The organism is Streptomyces longwoodensis, assembly GCF_001514125.1.
In the GTDB taxonomy this organism is placed as follows: domain Bacteria; phylum Actinomycetota; class Actinomycetes; order Streptomycetales; family Streptomycetaceae; genus Streptomyces; species Streptomyces longwoodensis.
The window spans coordinates 177,392-195,441 of sequence record NZ_KQ948566.1 but is presented as its reverse complement, the minus strand read 5'-3'; the positions used below and the strand labels follow the sequence as shown (position 1 = coordinate 195,441).

The 18,050-nt window shown below is 74.2% G+C and carries 18 protein-coding genes; 6 read left to right on the top strand and 12 right to left on the bottom strand.

The window, feature by feature from the left end; genetic code table 11:
* Positions 1 to 71: 71 nt before the first annotated feature.
* Together AQJ30_RS34695 and AQJ30_RS34690 are read right to left on the bottom strand one after the other, a co-directional pair.
* Entirely contained in the window at positions 72 to 1,103 is a 1,032-nt protein-coding gene (locus tag AQJ30_RS34695; protein WP_067241776.1) for a MerR family transcriptional regulator, read from the bottom strand.
* Positions 1,104 to 1,297: 194 nt separating this feature from the next.
* Positions 1,298 to 1,924, bottom strand: coding sequence for an RNA polymerase sigma factor (locus AQJ30_RS34690; RefSeq protein ID WP_079084499.1), 627 nt, complete (start codon positions 1,922 to 1,924; stop codon positions 1,298 to 1,300).
* A 287-nt stretch (positions 1,925 to 2,211) separates the two neighbouring features.
* Between AQJ30_RS34690 and AQJ30_RS34685 the strand changes: the two genes are divergently transcribed.
* Positions 2,212 to 2,571: a MarR family transcriptional regulator gene (locus AQJ30_RS34685; protein WP_067241774.1), complete on the top strand. Its 360-nt coding sequence runs from the start codon at positions 2,212 to 2,214 to the stop codon at positions 2,569 to 2,571.
* Between the two features lie 125 nt (positions 2,572 to 2,696).
* On the top strand, positions 2,697 to 4,769 hold the full coding sequence (locus AQJ30_RS34680) for a glycosyltransferase family 4 protein (RefSeq protein ID WP_107119776.1): 2,073 nt from the start codon (positions 2,697 to 2,699) through the stop codon (positions 4,767 to 4,769).
* Here the strand turns inward: AQJ30_RS34680 and AQJ30_RS34675 are convergent.
* Positions 4,756 to 5,844 (bottom strand): epoxide hydrolase family protein, encoded by a 1,089-nt coding sequence (locus tag AQJ30_RS34675; RefSeq protein ID WP_067241773.1) that lies wholly within the window; start codon positions 5,842 to 5,844, stop codon positions 4,756 to 4,758. The genes AQJ30_RS34680 and AQJ30_RS34675 overlap by 14 nt on opposite strands.
* Positions 5,845 to 5,964: 120 nt before the next feature.
* On the opposite strand from AQJ30_RS34675, the gene AQJ30_RS34670 reads away from it, so the two are divergent.
* Positions 5,965 to 6,465, top strand: coding sequence for a MarR family winged helix-turn-helix transcriptional regulator (locus AQJ30_RS34670; protein WP_067241771.1), 501 nt, complete (start codon positions 5,965 to 5,967; stop codon positions 6,463 to 6,465).
* 42 nt (positions 6,466 to 6,507) lie between these two features.
* On the opposite strand, the gene AQJ30_RS34665 is transcribed toward AQJ30_RS34670, so the two are convergent.
* Entirely contained in the window at positions 6,508 to 7,371 is an 864-nt protein-coding gene (locus tag AQJ30_RS34665; protein WP_067241769.1) for a LysR family transcriptional regulator, read from the bottom strand.
* 314 nt (positions 7,372 to 7,685) lie between these two features.
* On the opposite strand from AQJ30_RS34665, the gene AQJ30_RS34660 reads away from it, so the two are divergent.
* Positions 7,686 to 8,558 (top strand): oxidoreductase, encoded by an 873-nt coding sequence (locus AQJ30_RS34660; protein WP_067241767.1) that lies wholly within the window; start codon positions 7,686 to 7,688, stop codon positions 8,556 to 8,558.
* Between the two features lie 94 nt (positions 8,559 to 8,652).
* Here AQJ30_RS34660 and AQJ30_RS34655 read toward each other — a convergent pair whose 3' ends face one another.
* The 4 genes from AQJ30_RS34655 to AQJ30_RS34640 form a co-directional block, all read right to left on the bottom strand.
* Positions 8,653 to 9,015 carry a UbiA prenyltransferase family protein gene (locus AQJ30_RS34655; RefSeq protein ID WP_067241765.1) on the bottom strand — a complete coding sequence of 121 codons (363 nt, stop codon included), beginning with the start codon at positions 9,013 to 9,015 and terminating at the stop codon, positions 8,653 to 8,655.
* Positions 9,016 to 9,118: 103 nt separating this feature from the next.
* Entirely contained in the window at positions 9,119 to 9,550 is a 432-nt protein-coding gene (locus AQJ30_RS34650) for an ATP-binding protein (RefSeq protein WP_067241763.1), read from the bottom strand.
* Between the two features lie 206 nt (positions 9,551 to 9,756).
* Positions 9,757 to 10,437, bottom strand: coding sequence for a class I SAM-dependent methyltransferase (locus tag AQJ30_RS34645; protein ID WP_245727281.1), 681 nt, complete (start codon positions 10,435 to 10,437; stop codon positions 9,757 to 9,759).
* 203 nt (positions 10,438 to 10,640) lie between these two features.
* Complete coding sequence (locus tag AQJ30_RS34640) at positions 10,641 to 11,495, bottom strand: helix-turn-helix transcriptional regulator (RefSeq protein ID WP_067241761.1); 855 nt, start codon at positions 11,493 to 11,495, stop codon at positions 10,641 to 10,643.
* 86 nt (positions 11,496 to 11,581) lie between these two features.
* On the opposite strand from AQJ30_RS34640, the gene AQJ30_RS34635 reads away from it, so the two are divergent.
* Positions 11,582 to 12,364: an SDR family NAD(P)-dependent oxidoreductase gene (locus AQJ30_RS34635; protein ID WP_067241760.1), complete on the top strand. Its 783-nt coding sequence runs from the start codon at positions 11,582 to 11,584 to the stop codon at positions 12,362 to 12,364.
* Positions 12,365 to 12,424: 60 nt separating this feature from the next.
* Here the strand turns inward: AQJ30_RS34635 and AQJ30_RS34630 are convergent, their stop codons facing one another.
* The gene (locus AQJ30_RS34630; RefSeq protein WP_079084497.1) at positions 12,425 to 13,108 is read right to left on the bottom strand and encodes a TetR/AcrR family transcriptional regulator; all 684 of its coding nucleotides are present in this window, start codon (positions 13,106 to 13,108) and stop codon (positions 12,425 to 12,427) included.
* A gap of 164 nt (positions 13,109 to 13,272) precedes the next feature.
* On the opposite strand from AQJ30_RS34630, the gene AQJ30_RS34625 reads away from it, so the two are divergent.
* Complete coding sequence (locus AQJ30_RS34625) at positions 13,273 to 14,238, top strand: zinc-binding dehydrogenase (RefSeq protein ID WP_067241758.1); 966 nt, start codon at positions 13,273 to 13,275, stop codon at positions 14,236 to 14,238.
* 96 nt (positions 14,239 to 14,334) lie between these two features.
* On the opposite strand, the gene AQJ30_RS38595 is transcribed toward AQJ30_RS34625, so the two are convergent.
* From AQJ30_RS38595 to AQJ30_RS34610, 3 genes are all read right to left on the bottom strand, one after another.
* Positions 14,335 to 15,684, bottom strand: a complete 1,350-nt coding sequence (locus tag AQJ30_RS38595; RefSeq protein WP_159052425.1) for a hypothetical protein — start codon at positions 15,682 to 15,684, stop codon at positions 14,335 to 14,337.
* Between the two features lie 350 nt (positions 15,685 to 16,034).
* Complete coding sequence (locus AQJ30_RS34615) at positions 16,035 to 16,694, bottom strand: response regulator (RefSeq protein WP_067241754.1); 660 nt, start codon at positions 16,692 to 16,694, stop codon at positions 16,035 to 16,037.
* Positions 16,691 to 17,920 carry a sensor histidine kinase gene (locus AQJ30_RS34610; protein ID WP_067241752.1) on the bottom strand — a complete coding sequence of 410 codons (1,230 nt, stop codon included), beginning with the start codon at positions 17,918 to 17,920 and terminating at the stop codon, positions 16,691 to 16,693. The genes AQJ30_RS34615 and AQJ30_RS34610 overlap by 4 nt, the downstream gene beginning before the upstream one ends.
* Between the last annotated feature and the right edge of the window lie 130 nt (positions 17,921 to 18,050).

Sequence of the window (18,050 nt, the reverse complement as noted above, 5' to 3'; positions counted from 1 at the left end):
GCCCCTACGCGTGAAGGCGCACGCCGTGGTGAAGGAAGGCGGTCGCTACGGCGTGCACCACAGGCACTCGCTCACCGGGCGGGGCGTTCCCGCCCGAGCCCGGTGAGCGTGCGCACCGCGTCGTGCAGGCTTGTCACGTGGGTGAGTTCGGACGGCTCCGCGTCGTCCGTCACCGGGTGCCAGCCGGGGCCGCACAGGAGGACCGGCGTCTGCGTCCGCGCGCCCCGGACACCCCAGCGCGCCCCGGCGACCCGGCGGGCGAGGGCCAGGTCCGCCGTGTCGCTGGTCTGGGCCCACAGGACCACGGCGAGCGACGCGACGCGCCGTACCGCGGTGATCAGCGCGTCGGCCGGTACCGATCCGCCCAGCATGAGGACCGCCAGGCCCTCGTCGCCGAGGACGGCGGTGAGCACGTCGAGCGGGAGCGTGTGCTGTTCCCCCGGGAGGCAGGACAGCAGGACGGGAAGCCCGGCGGCGGCGCGGCGGGGGCGTGCGGCGTCCAGGTAGTAGTGGCGCAGGGCGGCGGAGATGTGCCAGGACAGCAGGTGCTCCACCTCGACGTACTGTTCGCCCTCCTCGCCCGAGGACTGCCACTTGCGTCCGACGGCCTGGAGCGCGGGCGACATGACCTCCTCCCACGCCACCGCGGGACCGTGGTGGGCCACGGCCCGCCGCAACAGCTCCCGCACCTCTTCCGCGTCGAGCCGCACCGCGGCACGGGCGAGCCCGCGGCACTCGGACCGGACGCGTCCGAGCGGCAGCCCGCTCCCGGCTCGCGCTGCGGTCCCGTCCGTCCCGTCCGACGGGACCGGGGACCATTCGCCCGGCCCGCCCGTGCCGTCGGCGCCACGCGCGTGCAGCCGCGCGGTGCGTGCGGCCTCGGCCGGGGGTGTTCCCGTGGCGGTGAGCCGGCACATCTCCTGCGCCATGGCCACGTCGTCGGGTGACCAGCGCCGGTGGCGTCCGTCGGCCCGGGACGCCGGCCCGAAGCCGTAGCGGCGGTCCCACGACCGCAGGGTCGTCGGGGAGACACCGAGCAGACGGGCGAGCTGGCCGGTGGTCAGCCCCGCGACGGGCAGTTCGTCACGCTGGGGGGTCGCCATGCCCGCTCTTCCGGCGCGAGGGGATCCGCGGATGCGGGCGGGGCGAGGTCGGCCGGGAGCGGAGGGGCGATCGGTCGAGGCTCCGAGCTTGCATCGTTCCCGCGTCGGTCAGTCGTCGGACAGGGGCTCGTGGCTGATGCGCGGTCGGTCGAGTGCCGGCCGAGCGACAGCGGTCCGGCCCCTGGACGGGGGCCTCAGTGGTGGCTCAGGCAGTCGCCGAGGCGCCGCAGCCCCCGGCGCGTGTGGCTCTTCACGGTGCCCAGGGGCCAGCCGGTGACCTGGGCGATCTGCGTCTGCGTGAGGTCCTTGAAGAAGGCCAGTTCGATCACCGTCCGCTGTTGCGCGCTCAGCTCGGTCAGCGACTGGCTGATCAGGACGCGGTCGAGCGCCGACTGCGGGTCCGCGTCCCCCGGTCCTTCGCCGACGGTGAGCAGGGAGCCGGCCGTGGCGACCAGGGTGGCGCGGCGGCTGCGCGCCTCCAGGGCGTCGGCGATCTTGCGGCGGGTGATGCCCACCAGCCAGGCGGAGAGCGCACCGCGCTCGGGGCGGAACCCGGCGCGACCGCGCCAGGCCGCGAGGAAGACCGTCTGCGTCACGTCCTCGGCCTCGTGCACGTCGCCCAGGGTGCGGCGGCACATGCCCTGCACCATGACGCCCCAGGTGCGGTACGCCTCGGCGAGTGCGGACTCGTCGCCGGCGGCGAACCGGGTGGCGAGGTCGGACCCGCAGGACCCGCCGGACCCGCCGGACCCTTCGGACCCGTCGGACCCGTGGTGGTGCGCGGAGGACGTCGTCGGAGGAACCGTCCGTGTGGTTGTCATGATCGACCACTCCCGTTTCCGAGGCTGTGCGGGGCCCACGACCGTGGGACCGCTGCCCTCACGCACGCCTGAGGACCGTGCGCCCAGCCTCCGCGCGACCGTCCTGAGGAACAACTCGCAGCGATCGTGCATCGGATTCGGGGTCCGTGGGAGGAAGCCGCATCCGGGAGCCGCATCCAGGAGCCGGACCCGGGCGGAAGAGTGGGTGAGTTCCCCGTCTCGTGACCTCCTCTGACGGAGACGGGGAGCTCGCCCCCGCCGGTCGTTGACGAAGGGCAGGTCTCCCGGTGAACCCGACGGTCCGAGCACGGGCGTTCCTCACGGCGCACGCCCGGGTCCTGCTGGCCATCGCCCGTGACCCCGCCTGCCGCGTGCGGGACATCGCCCTGGCGTGCCACATCACCGAACGGGCCACGTCGAACGTCGTCCGTGACCTGGAGGCCGCCGGGTACCTCACCCGGCGACGCGTGGGCCGGAACACCCGGTACACCATCGACGCGGACCGCGCCCTGCACCATCCGTCGGAGGCGCACCTGAGCGTGGGGCGGTTCCTGACGCTCGTGACCCCCGTGACGCAGGCGGAAGAAGACATGGCGCCCTGGGCGCAGGCGGAGGGAGAAGGTTCCGGGCAGACGGCGCCCCGGTGACCTGAAGGACCCGCCCCGGGCCGGACCCCGGAGGCGGTGAACGGAACGCTGCACGTTCCCGCCCGCGCATCCGGCCCTCGCCCCGCTGACGAACCCCCCTCGAACGACCACTCAAGGGAGCCCCCGTGTCCGCGTCCACCCCCATGACCCGGCCCGACGACTGCCTCGCGCCGCCTTCCCGCGCCGACGGGGACCCGCTGGTCGACGCCCGCCGCGCCTTCTTCACCCGTTCCCCGGCCGTACGGTGGCGGCCCGGGCCGTCCCCGGTGGGGGGCGACGACCTCGCCCTGCTGCTGGAGGCCGAGTACGGGCTGATGCCTCGGGGCGCGGCGCACGGCCGTGCGGCCGGACTCGGTCGTGAGGACGTGGCGGTGGCCTCCCTCCGGCAGGCGGCCCGGCTCGGCGTGCCGCTCACGCCGGAAGCGCTGCTCGCCCACACGGCGGAGGGACCGCGGACGGCGGCGGTGCTCGCCGACCTGTGGCCGGGCACCGTCCGCGCGCACGGCCCGGAGTGGTGCGGCGACGCGCTGCGCCACGCCCTCCTGCGGCTCGCGCCCGGCGCGCCGGACGTGGCGGAACTGCTGGACCTCGCCACGGCGACCGGACTGTGGCCGCTCGACCCCGAGGAGGCGGTGCGCCTCGCCGGGCCCGGGGGCCGCGCCATCCGGCACGCCCTCTGGCGCCATCTGCACGGGCACCCCACGGGCGGCCGGCTGCTGCCGCCGGTGGCCGAGGCGGCCGACCCGTACGAGGCCCTGCTGCTGTGCCGGGACCTCACCCTGCCGGACGGTCCGGGCCGGGCACCCGGTCCGCTGGTGGCGCAGAGCATGCTGCTGGGCGGCTTCGACACCCCGGGGCAGGGGGCCAGCGGCGGCTTGTCCGTGCTGCTGGGCGCCCTCGGCGACGCCCTCGCGGACCTCGGCTCCCTCGCGGGCGTCCTCACGATCGTCACCGCCGGGCAGGCCGAACTGGCGTCGGGCGTCAGCCTGTTGAGCGAGCGGCACGCCGGGCACTGGCTGCTCCGGCTGCCGGTGGACTCCGACGGCCCGCCCCCGCAGCACCGGTTGCCGGAGCACCGGCCGGCGCTGGCCTGGTGGGCCACCCGGCTGCTCGGCCTGCTCGGGCGGCCCGTGGACGTCCTGCACGTGCGCTACGCGGACGAGGGCAGCCTGGCCCTCGCCCAGGCCGCCGACAGCGTCGACGCCCGGCTGGTGTTCACCGCGACGCCCGATCCGCACCGCCGCCTCGTGGAGAGCCACCGGCAGGCGGACCCGCGCGACCCGGAGCGGGCCCACCGCCTCCGCGACGCCCTGCACCGGGTCTTCCTCGCCGACCGCCTCGTCGACCGCGCCGCCACCGTGGTGGCGATCCCCGGTCCGAGCGGCACCCGCGACCTCGTCCGGCACTTCCCGCTGCTGGCCGCCCGCCACGGTCCCGCCGGCCCGCCCGCGCCCCCGGAGGGCATCGCCCCCTACCGCCCCGCCGAGGACGAGGACGCGGCTCGGCGTGCCCTGCTCGCCGAACTGTTCTCCGGCGGGCACCGCCCGGACGGACTCGCGCCCGCCGACCGGGACCTGCCGCTGCTGCTGTGCGTGGGGCGCCTGCACCCCGTCAAGCAGCAGGACGTGCTGCTGCGGGCCTGGCTCACCGCCGGTCTGTGGCGCACCAGCACGCTGGTGCTCGTGGGCGGTGCGGCCGAGCGCCCCACGGCGGAGGAGGAGCAGATGAGGGACGCCCTGCGGTCCCTCGTCGCCGGGCATCCCGAGGCGGCCCGTCGGCTGGCCGTACGTCCGGCCCTGCCCAACGCGGCGGTACGACGCCTGGAACACGCCCTGGGCGACCCGGTCCACGGTCCGCGCGCCTGGTACGTGTGCCCCAGCGCCAAGGAGGAGTTCGGCCTCGCCGTCCTCGAGGCGATGGAGGCGGGGCTGCCCGCCGCCGGCCCGCGCCGCGGGGGAGTGGCCCACTACCTGCGCGACGGCGTCAACGGCGTCCTCCTGGACACCGCGTCGTCGGCCACCCTGGCCGAGGACCTGGAGCGGCTGGTCGCCCTGCCCGAGCCGCAGCGCTCCCGCATGGCCCGCGCCGGGCGGGACACGGTGAACTCCCGGTTCCCGGTCTCGGGCATGGCCGAGGCGCTGGCGGAGCTCTACCGGGAGGCCCGGACCAGGAGGACGATGGTCCCTAGTCCTGCTTGAGGCCGGAGAGGAAGAAGTCCCGCACGTCCTCCGCGAACAGCTCGGGTACCTCCATCGCGGCGAAGTGACCCCCGCGGTCGAACTCCGACCAGTGCCGGATGTCGTACAGGCGCTCGGCGAGCGGTCGTACCGACTGGGTGATGTCGTGCGCGAACACCGCCACGCCCACCGGGGCCGGGCAACGGGGGGCCTGCCGCTGTGACTCGCGGCCCAGGCGTGCCGAGGACGCCGCGGTGGCGGTCAGCCAGTACAGCGAGACGTCGGTGAGCATCCGCTCGTCGTCGACGGGCGTGCGCGGATCGGTCCACTGGGCGAAGCGCTCGGCGATCCAGGCGAGTTGGCCGACCGGTGAGTCGGTCAGGGCGTAGCCGAGGGTCTGCGGGGTCGTGGCCTGGAGCGCCTGGTACGGCGGCCGGTTGGCCATGAGCTGCCTGACCTTGTCCAGCCGGGCCTCGTCCGTGGCGGACAGGGCGACGCCGGCGTCCGGGTCCGGCCGGGTCGGCAGGTAGTTGACGTGCACGCCGACGACCTGCTCGGGCGCCACCGCCCCGAGCGCCAGGGAGATGCCCGAGCCGAAGTCGCCGCCCTGCGCGCCGTAACGCTCGTACCCGAGACGGCGCATGAGCTCCGCCCAGGCCCGCGCGACCCGCGTGACGTCCCACCCCCGCTCGTGGGTGGGGCCGGAGAAGCCGAAACCCGGGATGGACGGGATCACCAGGTGGAAGTCGCGCGACAACGGCTCGACGACGTCCAGGAATTCGAGGAAGGAACCGGGCCAGCCGTGCGTGAGGACCAGTGCGAGCGCGTCCGGTCGCGGGGACCGCACGTGGACGAAGTGCACGGTCTGGCCGTCGATCCCGGTGGTGAAGTGCGGCAGTTCGTTGAGCCGGGCCTCGTGCGCGCGCCAGTCGTACCCGGTGCGCCAGTGCTCGGCGAGTTCCCGCAGCCGCGCCAGCGGAAAGCCGTAGTCCCACCCGGCGTCGGCGATCTCGTCGGGCCAGCGGGTGCGGGAGAGGCGGCCGGCCAGGTCGTCGAGGTCGGCCTGCGGGATGTCGATGCGGAACGGCTCGATCATGGGTGCGCTCCAGACGTGTCGATGACAGGAACGTTGGTGTGGCTAACGTTCGTCGCACTAACGAAGGTAGACTGTTAGTGGCACTAACACAAGAGCCGTTCTGAGGCGGAGGACCCACCCATGAGCTCGACCCCCGGAGCCATCCCGGCACGGACTCCCGAAGCCACCCCGGCCCGGCTGCGCGTCATCCCCAGTCGCCTGCTCGCCGGGGTCGCCGCTGTCGCCGACCGGCTCGTCGGGGACCGGCTGGCCGCCGAGGGCGCGCACAAGTGGCACTTCGCCGTCCTGGTCGCGCTCGACGAGGCCGGCGCCGCCAGCCAGGCGGAGCTGAGCCGCCGTACCGGCATCTACCGCAGCGACATGGTCGCGGTGCTCAACCAGCTGTCCGACGCCGGCTGCATCCGCCGCGACCCCGACCCGGCCGACCGTCGCCGCAACGTCATCACCCTGACCTCCGCCGGCCGGCGCCGCCTGGAACGCCTCGACACGCTCATCACCGACGCCCAGCGGGAACTCCTGGCCCCGCTCACGCCGGAGCAGCAAGAGCAACTCACCGATCTACTAGGCATTCTGACGGACCATCACCGGCCGCAGCACCCCGGCCGGGCGGACGGGGAGTAGCCCGTCCGGCCGGCTCCGCGCTCACTGGGCGCGCGAGGTCGACTACAGGCGCGTGGCCGTGCGGATCAGGGCCGCCAGGGCGAGGGAACGGCTGTGCGCCGGCCAGGCGATGTGGGTGACCACGGGCGGCGCGTCGGTCAGCGGGACGGCGGTGTGCTCGGCCCACAGCCAGGCGCGGGCGGACTCGGGGAAGACGGCCACGGTGCGGCCGAGGGCGATCAGCTGGGCCAGCTGCGTCTGGTCGCGGATCTCCGGGCCGGGCCCGGGCGGGTACGCGCCGTCCCGGGCCCACCGGGCGAGCGGGAGGTCGGGGAGGTCGGTGACCTCGGCCACGGTCAGCGACCCGCGTGCGGCGAGGGGGTGTCCGGCCGGCAGGATCGCGACCTGCCCCTCGGTCATCAGCTCCTCGCTGTCGAACCCGACGAGGGAGTTGAACGGCTTGTGCATGAGCGCCACGTCCGCGCGGCCGTCGCGCAGCATCTCCCCCTGCTCGCAGGTGCCGCTCGGCAGCACTTCGACCTCGGCGGCGCCGGGCTCGGCGGCGTAGGCGTCCAGGAGCTTGTGCAGCAGCTCGTGCGACGAGCCGGCCTTCACCGCGAGCACCAGGCGGTTGCGGGAACTCCCGGTGCCGTCCGCGCCGCCGGCCCGGCGAGTGCGGCGGACGGCGGCGGTGGCCGCGTCGAGCGCCGCGCGGCCCTCGTGCAGCAGCATCTCCCCGGCGCCGGTCAGGGTGACCCCGCGCCGGTCCCGCTCCAGCAGGCGCACGCCGAGACGCCGTTCGAGCTGCTGGATCGCCCGCGACAGCGGCGGCTGGGCCATTCCGAGGCGCGCTGCGGCGCGGCCGAAGTGCAGCTCCTCGGCGACGGCGACGAAGTACCTCAGCTCGCGGGTCTCCAGGGCGTCCACGGCCCCAGCGTACGCCTGTGATACCTCCCGGGTATCACAGGCCACCGGGCCGGTATTGGATGCGCCCGGCACCCGCGGGTGAGGATCGACGGCAGGGACGGGGCGGGCGCCGCCGCCAGTGCCGGTCACAGGGCACTGGTCACAGCGCACCGGTCACCGCGCTGCGGCACGCGAGCGTGGCCTCCGCGCGGGCGCCTCAGATGAGCACGGTGAGCACGGTGAGCACCCGGCACCGCTCGACACCCGACCCGTCCGGCCCACCCGTCAGGCGGCTCTCCAGCACGCCTCGACCACAGAAGGACGCAGACACCACCATGAACACGCCCTCCACCGCACTGCCCGGCGGCACCTGGACCCTCGGCGACCTCACCGTCAGCCGTTTCGGCTACGGCGCCATGCAGCTCGCCGGCCCCGGGATCATGGGGCCGCCCGCCGACCACGACGGCGCGCTCGCCGTCCTGCGTGAGGCCGTCCAACAAGGGATCACCCACATCGACACCGCCGGCGCCTACGGACCCCGCGTCACCAACCGGCTGATCCGTGAAGCACTCCACCCGTACCCCGACGCCCTGCACATCGTGACCAAGGTCGGCGCCGTCCGCGACGAGCAGGGCGGCTGGCCCCCGGCCCGGCGGCCCGACGACCTGTGCCGCGCCGTCGAGGAGAACCTGGAGGACCTCGGCCTCGACGCCCTCGACGTGGTCAACCTCCGGCTCGGCAACGCCCTGGGTCCCCTGCCCGGCTCCCTCGCCGAGCCCTTCGAGGCCCTCGTCGCACTCCAGGAGCGGGGCCTGATCCGGCACCTCGGGGTGAGCAACGCGACCGCGGACCAGGTCGACGAGGCGCGGAGCATCGCACCGATCGTCTGCGTGCAGAACCTGTACAACCTGGCCCACCGCCAGGACGACGACCTGATCGACGACCTCGCCGCGCACGACATCGCCTACGTGCCGTTCTTCCCGCTCGGCGGTTTCAGCCCCCTGCAGTCCACGGCCCTGTCCGCCGTGGCCGACCGGCTCGACACGACGCCGATGTCGGTCGCCCTGGCCTGGCTCCTCCAGCGCTCGCCCAACATCCTGCTCATCCCTGGCACTTCGTCGGTGGCGCACCTGCGCGAGAACGTCGCGGGGGCGGGACTGGTGCTCCCCGAGGACGCGTTGGCCGAGCTGGACAAGATCAGCAGCTAAGCGCGAGGGGTCGCCGCAGGGGTGGGAAGCGGGAGTGGATGGGGGAGCGGGAGCCGGCTGATGAGTGGTCCCCGGGGACCACTGGCGGCCCGGACTACTGCGGCGCAGGCGTGCGCCTCGACGTGCGGAAGTCGTAGTAGGCCCACCCGATGACCGTCGCGGCGCCCGTGAGACCGGCCACGACGATCCGCAGGGGCCCGCTGGTCAGGGCAATGCTCAGACCGACGACCAGCGCTCCGCCCAGCATGATCAGACGGCTGACGTACCGCTGCCGGGGCGACTGGGGGTCCTCGCGGTCCTTGAGGTCGCGCACGGCGTCACGGGCCGGGTGGGCGGAGCCACGGCGCACCCGGGCGCGGTACGTCAGCCCATAGGTGATCACCGCGTACAGCGCGACGGCGGCCAGGATCCAGAGCCAGCGGTCGGGGTCGTCACCCGATCCTCGTGCCAGAAGCATGACGCCTGTCCTCCCCAGGGAACGTCGCCGATACGGACATCACCGGTGCGGTCTCTACCGGTGCGGTCTCCACCAGTGCCGTCTTCACCGGTGCGTCGAACGCTCAACTGCCGCTTGCCTGCGCCTGGGCGGTGGCAGCGGGGTCGGCGGGACGGAAGCACGCCGTCACCGTCTTGCCGTGCCGCTGGCACTTCGTTCCCCACTCGTCGGCGAGTTCGCGCACGATGGCCACGCCGCGTCCGGAGACCGCGCCCGGCTCCGGATCGCGCGGCCGCGGCAGCGACGGGTCCTCGTCGTGGACGCTGACCTGGAGACAGTCGCCGTCCCAGGTGAGGACCAGCTGGGCGTCGCTGTGGGCGTGGACGTGCGCGTTCGTGATCAGCTCGGACACCGCCAGCACGATGGCGTCCACCGTGTCCGGTTCGGCGGCCGTCCACGGCAGGGTCTCCAGCCGCCCGCGCGTCCACTCCCGCCCGGCGCGCACCCCTTGGGACATGGGGAACGAGTGCGCCCAACCCTTTGCCTTCACCGCCACGGTCCGTCTCCCTCTCCTTGGTCCACCGAGGAACGCTTGCACGCGCTGCGTGTACCCGGCCGCGGACCCGACAGGCATGACGTCACTCTTCCGTGAGGAGGCGGGCCCCCTCAGGGGCGGGGATCGGTCACGCCGGTGATCGGTGATCGGTGATCGGTGATCGGTTCGGTCACCTGGGTGATCGGCGCGGAGCGGCGCGCGTCCGGTCAGCCGGCGTGGGGGAGTCGGTAGACCGAGACGTGGGAGCGGGAGTCGGCGGTGAACTCCGATCCGGACCAGTCCGCGTGCCTGGCCTCCAGCTCGAAACCGGCGAGCCGGGCCATCAGGTCCAGTTCCGCGGGCCAGATGTAGCGGTGGGGGCTGCGCCCCAGCTCCGCGTTCCTCGTCCCGTCGAAGCGGAAGTGGTGGGACACGACGAGCTGGTTCAGGACGTCGTAGGTGTCCAGGCCGACGTACCCGGGCTCGCACGCCCAGACGGTGGCGGCCTGCCCCGGCGGCAGCTTGCGCAGCTCCGGCACCCAGAGCTCGATCACGAACCGGCCCCCGGGCCCGAGGTGCCGGGCCGCGTTGCGGAAGCAGTCGACCTGGGCGGACTGGCTGAGCAGGTTCGAGATGGTGTTGTAGACGAGGTAAACCAGGCTGTACGTGCCGGGGGCGGTGGCGGTGGCCATGTCGCCGATGACGACCGGGATCGTCGCCTCGTCCGCCTTGGTGCGCAGTCGCTCCACCATCGGCCGGGACAACTCGATCCCGGTGACGGGCACTCCGCGCTCGGCCAGGGGGACCGCCACCCGGCCGGTCCCGACGGCGAACTCCAGCGCCGCTCCGCCCTCGGCGAGCTGGGCGAGTCGCTCCACCGCCGGACCCAGCACCTCGGGCGCGAACATGCCGGAGCCGGGTGTGTCGTAGCGCTGGGCGGTGTCGGCGTCCCAGATGTCGTTCGCGTGCGCGCCCTCCGCGCCCTCCGCGGCCTCAAACTCAGTCACGCCGTCCGCGTCGTTCACGTCATTCATGGCACCAACGCTCGACGCCGACGTGTCAGGTGTCCACCGAATATCACTCAGGGCGGGCGGAGTCGGTGACGGGACCCTCAGCGCTGCCGGTAGTGGCCGGCCTCCGTGCCCAGCACGTCCAGCAGGGCCAAGGCCTCGGCGCTGGGGGACCCGGGTGGGGCGCTGTAGAGCACGAGGTGCTGGTCGCGTTCGGTGAGGGCGAGCGTGTCGCAGTCCACCGTGATCTCCCCGACGGCCGGATGGCGGAAGGTCTTCGTGAGCATCGGTGCGGCGTGCACGTCGTGCCGCTCCCACAGTCGGGCGAACTCCCGGCTGCCGTCGCGCAGTTCGTCGACGAGGCCGGTCACGTCGGGGTCCGTCGGGTAGCGGGCCAGGGTGGTGCGCAGTTGCCTGACGGCGTGGTGGCGGAACTCGGCTGCGTCGGAGATGCCGTAGAGCGGAGCCTCGTCGGTCCGCGGTCCGAGGAAGACCCGGCGGGCGAGGTTGCGGTCCGCCGGCGTGAGGGGCGCGAAGTCCTCCATGAGCGCGGCGGCCAGGTCGTTCCAGGCGAGCACTTCGAACACGGCGGACGTCACGAAGGCGGCCGTCCTCGGCAGTCGTTCGAGCAGCGCGAGGATGCTCGGGCGGACGTCGCGCCGGTGCAGACGGGCCCGGGTGGGCGCGGTCCCGGCGAGGACGTGGAGGTGGTCGGTCTCGGCGTCGGTGAGCCGCAGCGCGCCCGCGATCCCGGCGAGCACCTCACCCGACGGCCTGGGCGCCCTGCCCTGCTCCAGCCGGACGTAGTACTCCGTGGAGATGTGCGCGAGCACCGCCGCCTCCTCGCGGCGCAGTCCCGGCGTGCGCCGGCGCGGTCCGGAGGGCAGACCCACGTCCTCCGGCCGCAGCCGCTCACGCCGACTGCGGAGGAAGGCTCCCAGCTCCTGCTTGTCCATACCCCCAGTCTGCCCGCGGCCCGGCCGCGGATCCTGGTACAGCCTGTGCCTCCATCCGGCCCGGCGGCCGATCCCACACTGGCGCCATGACGCACACCACCGACATCGCCCCCATCGGCCTGCTGACCGGCAAGGTCGTCTTCATCACCGGCGCCAGCCGCGGCATCGGGGAGGCCGCGGCCCGGCTCTTCGCCGCCGAGGGCGCGGCCGTCGTCCTCGCCGCCCGCAGCGCGGAGGCCCTCGACCGGCTCGTCGGCGAGATCCGCGCCGACGGCGGCACCGCCGACGCCGTCACCCTCGACCTGGCCGACCGGGCCGGCATCCGCGCGGCCGTCGACCGGGCCGGGGAGCTGCACGGGCGGCTCGACGGTGCCTTCAACAACGGTGCTGCCATCCAGCAGCCCGGCCCGCTCGACACCACGAGCGACGAGGACATCGACACCCAGTTCGCCGTGAACTTCCGCTCGCACTGGACCGCCATGACCGCCGAGGCCGACCTCATGCGACGCGACGGCGGCGGCGCGATCGTCAACACCTCCAGCATCGGCAGCCGCCGCGCGAACCCCGCGCTGCCCGCCTACGGCGCGATGAAGCGCGCGCTGAACAGCCTCACCGAGACCGCCGCCGTGACCTGGGCCCACGACGGGATCCGGGTGAACGGCATCACGCCCGGCGGGACGGCCACGGCGATGATCGACGAGTGGGAGGCGGCGTCCCCGGGCATCATCGAGCGCAACACGGCGGCCACCCCGCTCGGCCGCATGGCCGAGCCCCGCGAGGTGGCCGAGGCGGCGGCGTGGCTGCTCAGCGACCGCGCGTCGATGGTGACCGGTGCGATCCTGCCGGTGGACGGGGGCGCGGGAGCCTGAGGGCTACCCGGGCGAGGCAGACGTCGGCCGGGCGGGAACCCGGCCGGCGCGGAGGTGGCGTCACGGACTGCTGGGCGGCTGGGAGAGCCGGAGGCGCGGCGCGGGCGGCAGGGGCGTACGGGCCTCTGCCTCCCCCTCAGTGGCGCCGAACGCCTCGATCACGTAGGCCGCGAAGCGGCGGGACGCCTGCACGCGGGCGGCGCGCGGTGCGTCCTGGAGCCCTCGGTGGGCCATCAGCATGAGGATCAGGTCGTCGACGACGAAGCCGGGCCGTAGCCGACCGGTCTCCTGGGCCCGCCGGGCGAGCTCACGGACCGCGAGCAGGGTCCGCTCCCGGTCGGCGGCGAAGTCCATGGCCTCGGGGAAGGCCGTCATGAAGGCGTCGGCGAACCCCCGGCTGTGGGCGTGCAGTTCACAGATCCGCTCGATCAGACTCCGGAACCCGTCCCACGGGTCCTCGTCGGCGAGGGCGTCCCGTACGGCGCCGTGGCAGGCGCGCCGCTGCTCGGCGAAGGTCTCCGCGAGCAGTGCCTGCTTGGTCGGGAAGTGCCGGTACAACGTGGCGGGGCCCACCTCCGCGTGCCGGGCGACCTCGCGCATGGGGGCACCGAGGCCCTGCTCACCGAACACCGCGCGGGCGGCGTCGAGGATGCGGGCGCGGTTGTCGCACGCGTCGGAGCGGGGAGCGCGGGGAGCGCGGGGAGTGCGGGCGGTGCGGACCGGGTGAGGCACGTGGCTGGTCATCGTTTCTCACTTCAGCCAAACGGACGGGAGCGTCCGTTACGTTCCGAGGACGGCGCCGCGACCCCGTCCAGGCAGGTCCCCACGGTACGCCGACCGCGGGGACCGCTCACCGTCCGGACCCGCCGAAGCCGCACCCCGTCCACCCGCCGACCCCGGGAGCAGAGATGAAAGCCGTTGTGATCAGGACGTTCGGAGACCCCGACGGCCTGGAGGTCGTGGAGGCTCCCGAGCCCCCGCCCGGCCCCGGACAGGTGCAGATCGCCACGGAGGCGATCGGGGCGGGCGGCGTGGACGCCGTGATCCGCCGGGGAACGCTCGCCGCCTACGGCTTCCGCGAGGGCCACGTCCTCGGCAGCGAGGTCGCCGGACGGGTCACCGGGGTCGGCGAGGGCGTGGACGCCGCGTGGATCGGGCGAGAGGTGTGGGCGTTCACCGGCCTGTCCGGCGGGTACGCCGAGCTGGCCGTCGCCGCGGTCGAGGACGTCCTCGCCCTGCCCGACGGCCTGACCGGCATCGACGCGGTGACCCTCGGCGGCTCGGGCGTCGTGGCGCACTTCGCCCTGGAGCGGGCCCGGTTCATGCCCGGCGACACGGTGCTGGTGCGGGGCGCGGCGGGCAGCATCGGGAACACGGCGGTCCAGCTCGCGGCGAAGGGAGGCGCGGGCGCGGTGGCGGTGACCACCTCCTCGGCCGAACGCGGCACCCGCCTGCGGAACTTGGGTGCCACCCATGTCCTGGACCGCTCCGGCCAGTTGGCCGGCCCCGACGCACCGGAGGGCTTCGACGTCGTGATCGACGTCGTGGCGGGCCCCGACCTCCCCCTCTTCCTGGACAGACTGAGTCCCAACGGGCGCTACGTCGCCGTCGGCGTGGTCGCCGGCCCGCCACCGGCGGACTTCGGCATGCGCATGATCGACGCCTTCCGCAAGTCGCTGTCGTTCACCACGTTCAGCTCCGACACCGTGCCCGTCGACGACCGACAGGCCGTACGAGCAGCCCAGTTCACCGACGCCGCACGGGGGGAGCTGCGCACGGTGGTGCACGAAGTGCTCCCACTGGAGCGGGCGGCACTGGCGCATCGGGCGATGGACGCGGGGGAAGTGTTCGGGAGGGTCGTACTGAAGCCCTGATGAGTCTTTCCGGGGCCGACGTTCGGCCGTCCCCGACTCCGTGACACGAGGAGGGGCCGCCCACTGGAACGGACGGCCCCTACCGGTCGGGGTCGGCTACGCGGTTCCGCCGGGGACGTTCAGGCTCTGCGCGGGCCGCGGGGTCAGGGTCCCTGCGGCGGGGTCGAGGATCCACGCCGTGGTGACCCCGGTGGCCGACACGGTGCGCAGGTCCGGCGTGCCGTCACTGTTCAGATCGGCGGCTTGCAGGACGGGCACGGCTGCTGCGTCGTAGCCGCTGTCGGCGAGCTTCAGAGGGGTGACGGCGTTGCCGTAGGCGAGGTCTTGCAGTTGCTGCGGGGTGTAGTAGTAGAGGGCGCCGGTCGCCGCGTTGCGGGCGAACAGGGCGGGCAGCCCGTCGACGAGGCTGCTGGTCAGGCTCCAGCCGGTCCAGTCACCCGAGCCGGTGGGGTTGGTGCTGGTCAGCGGCAGGGCGTTGTCGAGGCCGAGGAACGCGCCAGGGGCCATCAGGCCCGGTTCGTCCCAGAGTTGGCCGTTCACGATCATGAGCAGGTCCGGGAGACCGGCGCGGGGCATGTCGTTCACCGTGCGGTACAGCTCGCCGCCGCTGGCGATGCTGGTGGCCCTGCTGCCAGGGGCGCCGGTGACACCGCTCTCGTCGGTGAAGGCCAGGGAACTCACGTTCACCTCGTGACCGCTGTACGGGCTGAGCGCCGACCCGTCGCCGGTGCCGTACAGGATCGTGCCTGTCCCCCTGGTAGGGGCGTAGACGAGGACGTCGTTGAAGCCTGCGCCGGTGTGGAAGTGACCGGTGATCGTCTGAGTTCCGTCCCAGTCGGAAGCGGAGCCGGCGGAGCTGGCACCCGTCCCTTGCCCTCCCACGTTGGTCACATCGGGGTCCACCTGGCCATCGGCCGTGCCCCTGGCCAGCCACAGGCCGCTGGGCAGACCCGCCTGCGCTCCGACGACCGTGAGGTCGGGCAGCCCGTCGCCGGTGAGGTCTCCATCGGGGGCCGTCGGCGGCGGGCCGGCGAAGAAGTGGCAGTTCGTCGAGCCGCCGATGGCCCCGTCGGCGGCCACCGCTGTGACGGTCAACGTGTTCGTGCCGCTGTCAGGGGTGACGTCGATGCCGGTGCCGGCCCCGGCGTTCGCGACGGAGAGCGGTATCGCGCCGTTGAGCTGGTACAGGTAGCGGGCAGCAGGCCCGCCGGAGGCGCCGGACGACAACGTGAAACCGGCGGCGGTGCCGATCCGGTACGAGGCAGGGCTCGCGGCATCACCGCAGGCGTACCCGGAGGCGTCGGTGATGGCCGGAGGCCCGGGACGGGCGGGGTCAGCAGGTGGGGTGTCGGCGCGAGCGGTGGTCACCGCACCGGAGAGGGAGAGCGCGCCTAACGCTGCCGCCGTGGCCGCGCTCAGCATTCTGATCCGCAGAGTGGATCTCACCTTCGCATACTCCTAGGTCTGGTCGACAAGGCTCGGAGATCATCCCCGCGCCCGCGGGGATGATCCCATGCAGACGGCCCCGGAAGACGTCGACATCGAGTGCTCCCCGCGCTGGCGGGGATGGTCTCCCGCCCTGACGCCAGCGGGTGCGTGACGGCGGGTACTTCCCGCGCCCGCGCCCGCGGGGAGGGTCCCGGCATCCTGCACCTATTGGCCCGGACTGGCCCAGACGGCGAGCAGGGTTTCGGCCTCGGGGCGCGCAGTGCACCGCGCACAACGGCCATTCGCGGGCGTCGGTCCGCGCGCGCCGACGGTTTCTGCCCGCCCATGCCGGAGTGGGTGGCTTCGGGTCAGGGCAGCAGGCGCTGTTCCTTCGCCACGGCCACGGCGCCCGCCCGGTTGTCCACGCCGAGCTTGTCGTAGATCCGGCGCAGGTGGGTCTTGACCGTGGCCTCGCTGATGAACAGGGCGCGTGCGATGTCGCGGTTGCCCAGGCCGCGGGCGAGCTGGGCGAGGATGTCGCGCTCGCGGCCGGTGAGGGAGACACGCAGGCCGCGCAGGCCGGCCATGACCCGGCCGGCGACGGGCGCGGAGAGCGCCGGGCGGCCCTGGGCGGCGGAGCGGATCGCGGCGAAGAGCTCCTCGGGGCGTTCGGCCTTGAGCAGGTAGCCGGTCGCGCCGGCCTCGACGGCGCGGGTGACGTCGGCGTCCGTGTCGTACGTGGTCAGCACGAGGACGTGCGGGGACGCGCCGGGAGCGGCCGTGAGGCGGCGGGTGGTCTCCACGCCGTCGATGCCCTCTCCGAGCTGGAGGTCCATCAGCACCACGTCCGGGGCCAGCTTCGCGGACAGGGCGAGTGCCTCCTCGCCGGTCCCCGCCTCGCCGACCACCTCGATGCCCGGGGCGCTGTCGAGCAGGGCGAGCAGTCCGGCCCGCACGACCGCGTGGTCGTCGCAGACCAGGATGCGCACAGGGGCACCGTCCGGGGCCGGGGCGGCGGGGCGGGTCATCGGGATGCCTCCAGCGGAACGGCGGCGGACAGGACCGTGCCCTCCCCCGGCGCCGACTCCACCGTCAGGGTGCCGCCGAGCCCGCCGAGCCGGGCCCGCATGGCGGGCAGGCCGTGGCCGCGCGTCCCGGCCGGTGCGGTGGCCGGGGCCGCCGGGTCGAACCCGTGGCCGTCGTCGCTGACGTCCAGGACGACCTGGTCCTCCAGGAGGGTGAGGGTGAGCACGGCGGTCGTCGCGCCCGCGTGTTCGCGGACGTTGGCCAGGGCTCCCTGGGCGACGCGCAGCAGGGCCGACTGGACGCGGTCCGGCAGCGGCGGGGTCCGCGCGCCGGCGTCGACGTGGACGCGCACGCCGAGGTGGTCGCCGCCCTCGCGTGCGGCCAGGGCGCGCAGCGCGGCGTCGAGACCGCCGCCGCGGGCGAGGTCCGCGGGGGCCAGGTCGTGCACGAAACGCCGGGCCTCGGCGAGGTTGTGCTCGGCGACGGACGCGGCGGACCGGACGTGGCCGCGTGCCTTGTCCGGTTCGCGCTCCCACACCCGCTCCGCCGCCTGCAGGAGCATGCGCTGGCTGGACAGGCCTTGGGCGAGGGTGTCGTGGATCTCCATGGACAGCCGCTGGCGTTCGGCGAGGGTGCCCGCACGGCGCTCGGACGCGGCGAGGTCGCGCCGGGTGTGCAGCAGGTCGTCGATCAGGGCGCGCTGCCGGGCGGCCTGTCGGCGGGTGTGCAGGAACACGGCCGTGGCGAGGGCGGCGACGGCCGGGGGCGCGAGCAGCAGGTTCGGGTCGACGTGGCCGGCGAGTCTGAGCTGCGCGGCGACGACGAACGCCGTCAGGACGGCGACCAGGACGAGTGCGGCGCCGGTCGGCAGGGTGCGCAGGCCGGTGTAGAAGAGCGGTACCGCGCACCAGGAGTAGCTCGGCGCGAGGACCACGAGCACCATCCACACGGCAACGACCAGCGCGAGCCAGGCCGGTGCCAGCCACCAGGGCCGGGGGAACGGGCGCGGGCGGGCCGGGCGTGGGCGGGCGGCCGTCCCGTCGGCCAGGGCGGGCCCCAGCAGGTGCAGGACGGCCAGGGCGCACGACAGGGCGATGATCCACGGGGCGCGGGGCTCGCCCGGATGGCGCGTCAGGAAGCGGGCCAAGGCGCCGCCGAGCAGCAGGAAGAACGCCGCGTGCAGTACGGCGCCCAGCCACCGCTCGTCCGGGTCGTGCGGCTCCGGCATCCGCCCTGACCTCCCTTCCACCGTTCTTCCCCGCTCCCCGCTCGTCCGCTCCTCCGCTCGCGCTGAACTGCGCAAACACTCCTATTGTCGCGGCTCGGGACGGCCCGGGGGTCAGCCGATCGGATGACAG

Bases quoted from the DNA above. Each gene is read 5' to 3' on its own strand.
- AQJ30_RS34690 (WP_079084499.1), bottom strand. From the start codon at position 1,924: ATGACAACCACACGGACGGTTCCTCCGACGACGTCCTCCGCGCACCAC.
- AQJ30_RS34635 (WP_067241760.1), top strand. From the start codon at position 11,582: ATGACGCACACCACCGACATCGCCCCCATCGGCCTGCTGACCGGCAAG.
- AQJ30_RS34645 (WP_245727281.1), bottom strand. From the start codon at position 10,437: ATGTTCGCGCCCGAGGTGCTGGGTCCGGCGGTGGAGCGACTCGCCCAG.
- AQJ30_RS34675 (WP_067241773.1), bottom strand. From the start codon at position 5,844: ATGATCGAGCCGTTCCGCATCGACATCCCGCAGGCCGACCTCGACGAC.
- AQJ30_RS34660 (WP_067241767.1), top strand. From the start codon at position 7,686: ATGAACACGCCCTCCACCGCACTGCCCGGCGGCACCTGGACCCTCGGC.
- AQJ30_RS34615 (WP_067241754.1), bottom strand. From the start codon at position 16,694: ATGACCCGCCCCGCCGCCCCGGCCCCGGACGGTGCCCCTGTGCGCATC.
- AQJ30_RS34695 (WP_067241776.1), bottom strand. From the start codon at position 1,103: ATGGCGACCCCCCAGCGTGACGAACTGCCCGTCGCGGGGCTGACCACC.
- AQJ30_RS34670 (WP_067241771.1), top strand. From the start codon at position 5,965: ATGAGCTCGACCCCCGGAGCCATCCCGGCACGGACTCCCGAAGCCACC.
- AQJ30_RS34640 (WP_067241761.1), bottom strand. From the start codon at position 11,495: ATGGACAAGCAGGAGCTGGGAGCCTTCCTCCGCAGTCGGCGTGAGCGG.
- AQJ30_RS34630 (WP_079084497.1), bottom strand. From the start codon at position 13,108: ATGACCAGCCACGTGCCTCACCCGGTCCGCACCGCCCGCACTCCCCGC.
- AQJ30_RS34655 (WP_067241765.1), bottom strand. From the start codon at position 9,015: ATGCTTCTGGCACGAGGATCGGGTGACGACCCCGACCGCTGGCTCTGG.
- AQJ30_RS34625 (WP_067241758.1), top strand. From the start codon at position 13,273: ATGAAAGCCGTTGTGATCAGGACGTTCGGAGACCCCGACGGCCTGGAG.
- AQJ30_RS34610 (WP_067241752.1), bottom strand. From the start codon at position 17,920: ATGCCGGAGCCGCACGACCCGGACGAGCGGTGGCTGGGCGCCGTACTG.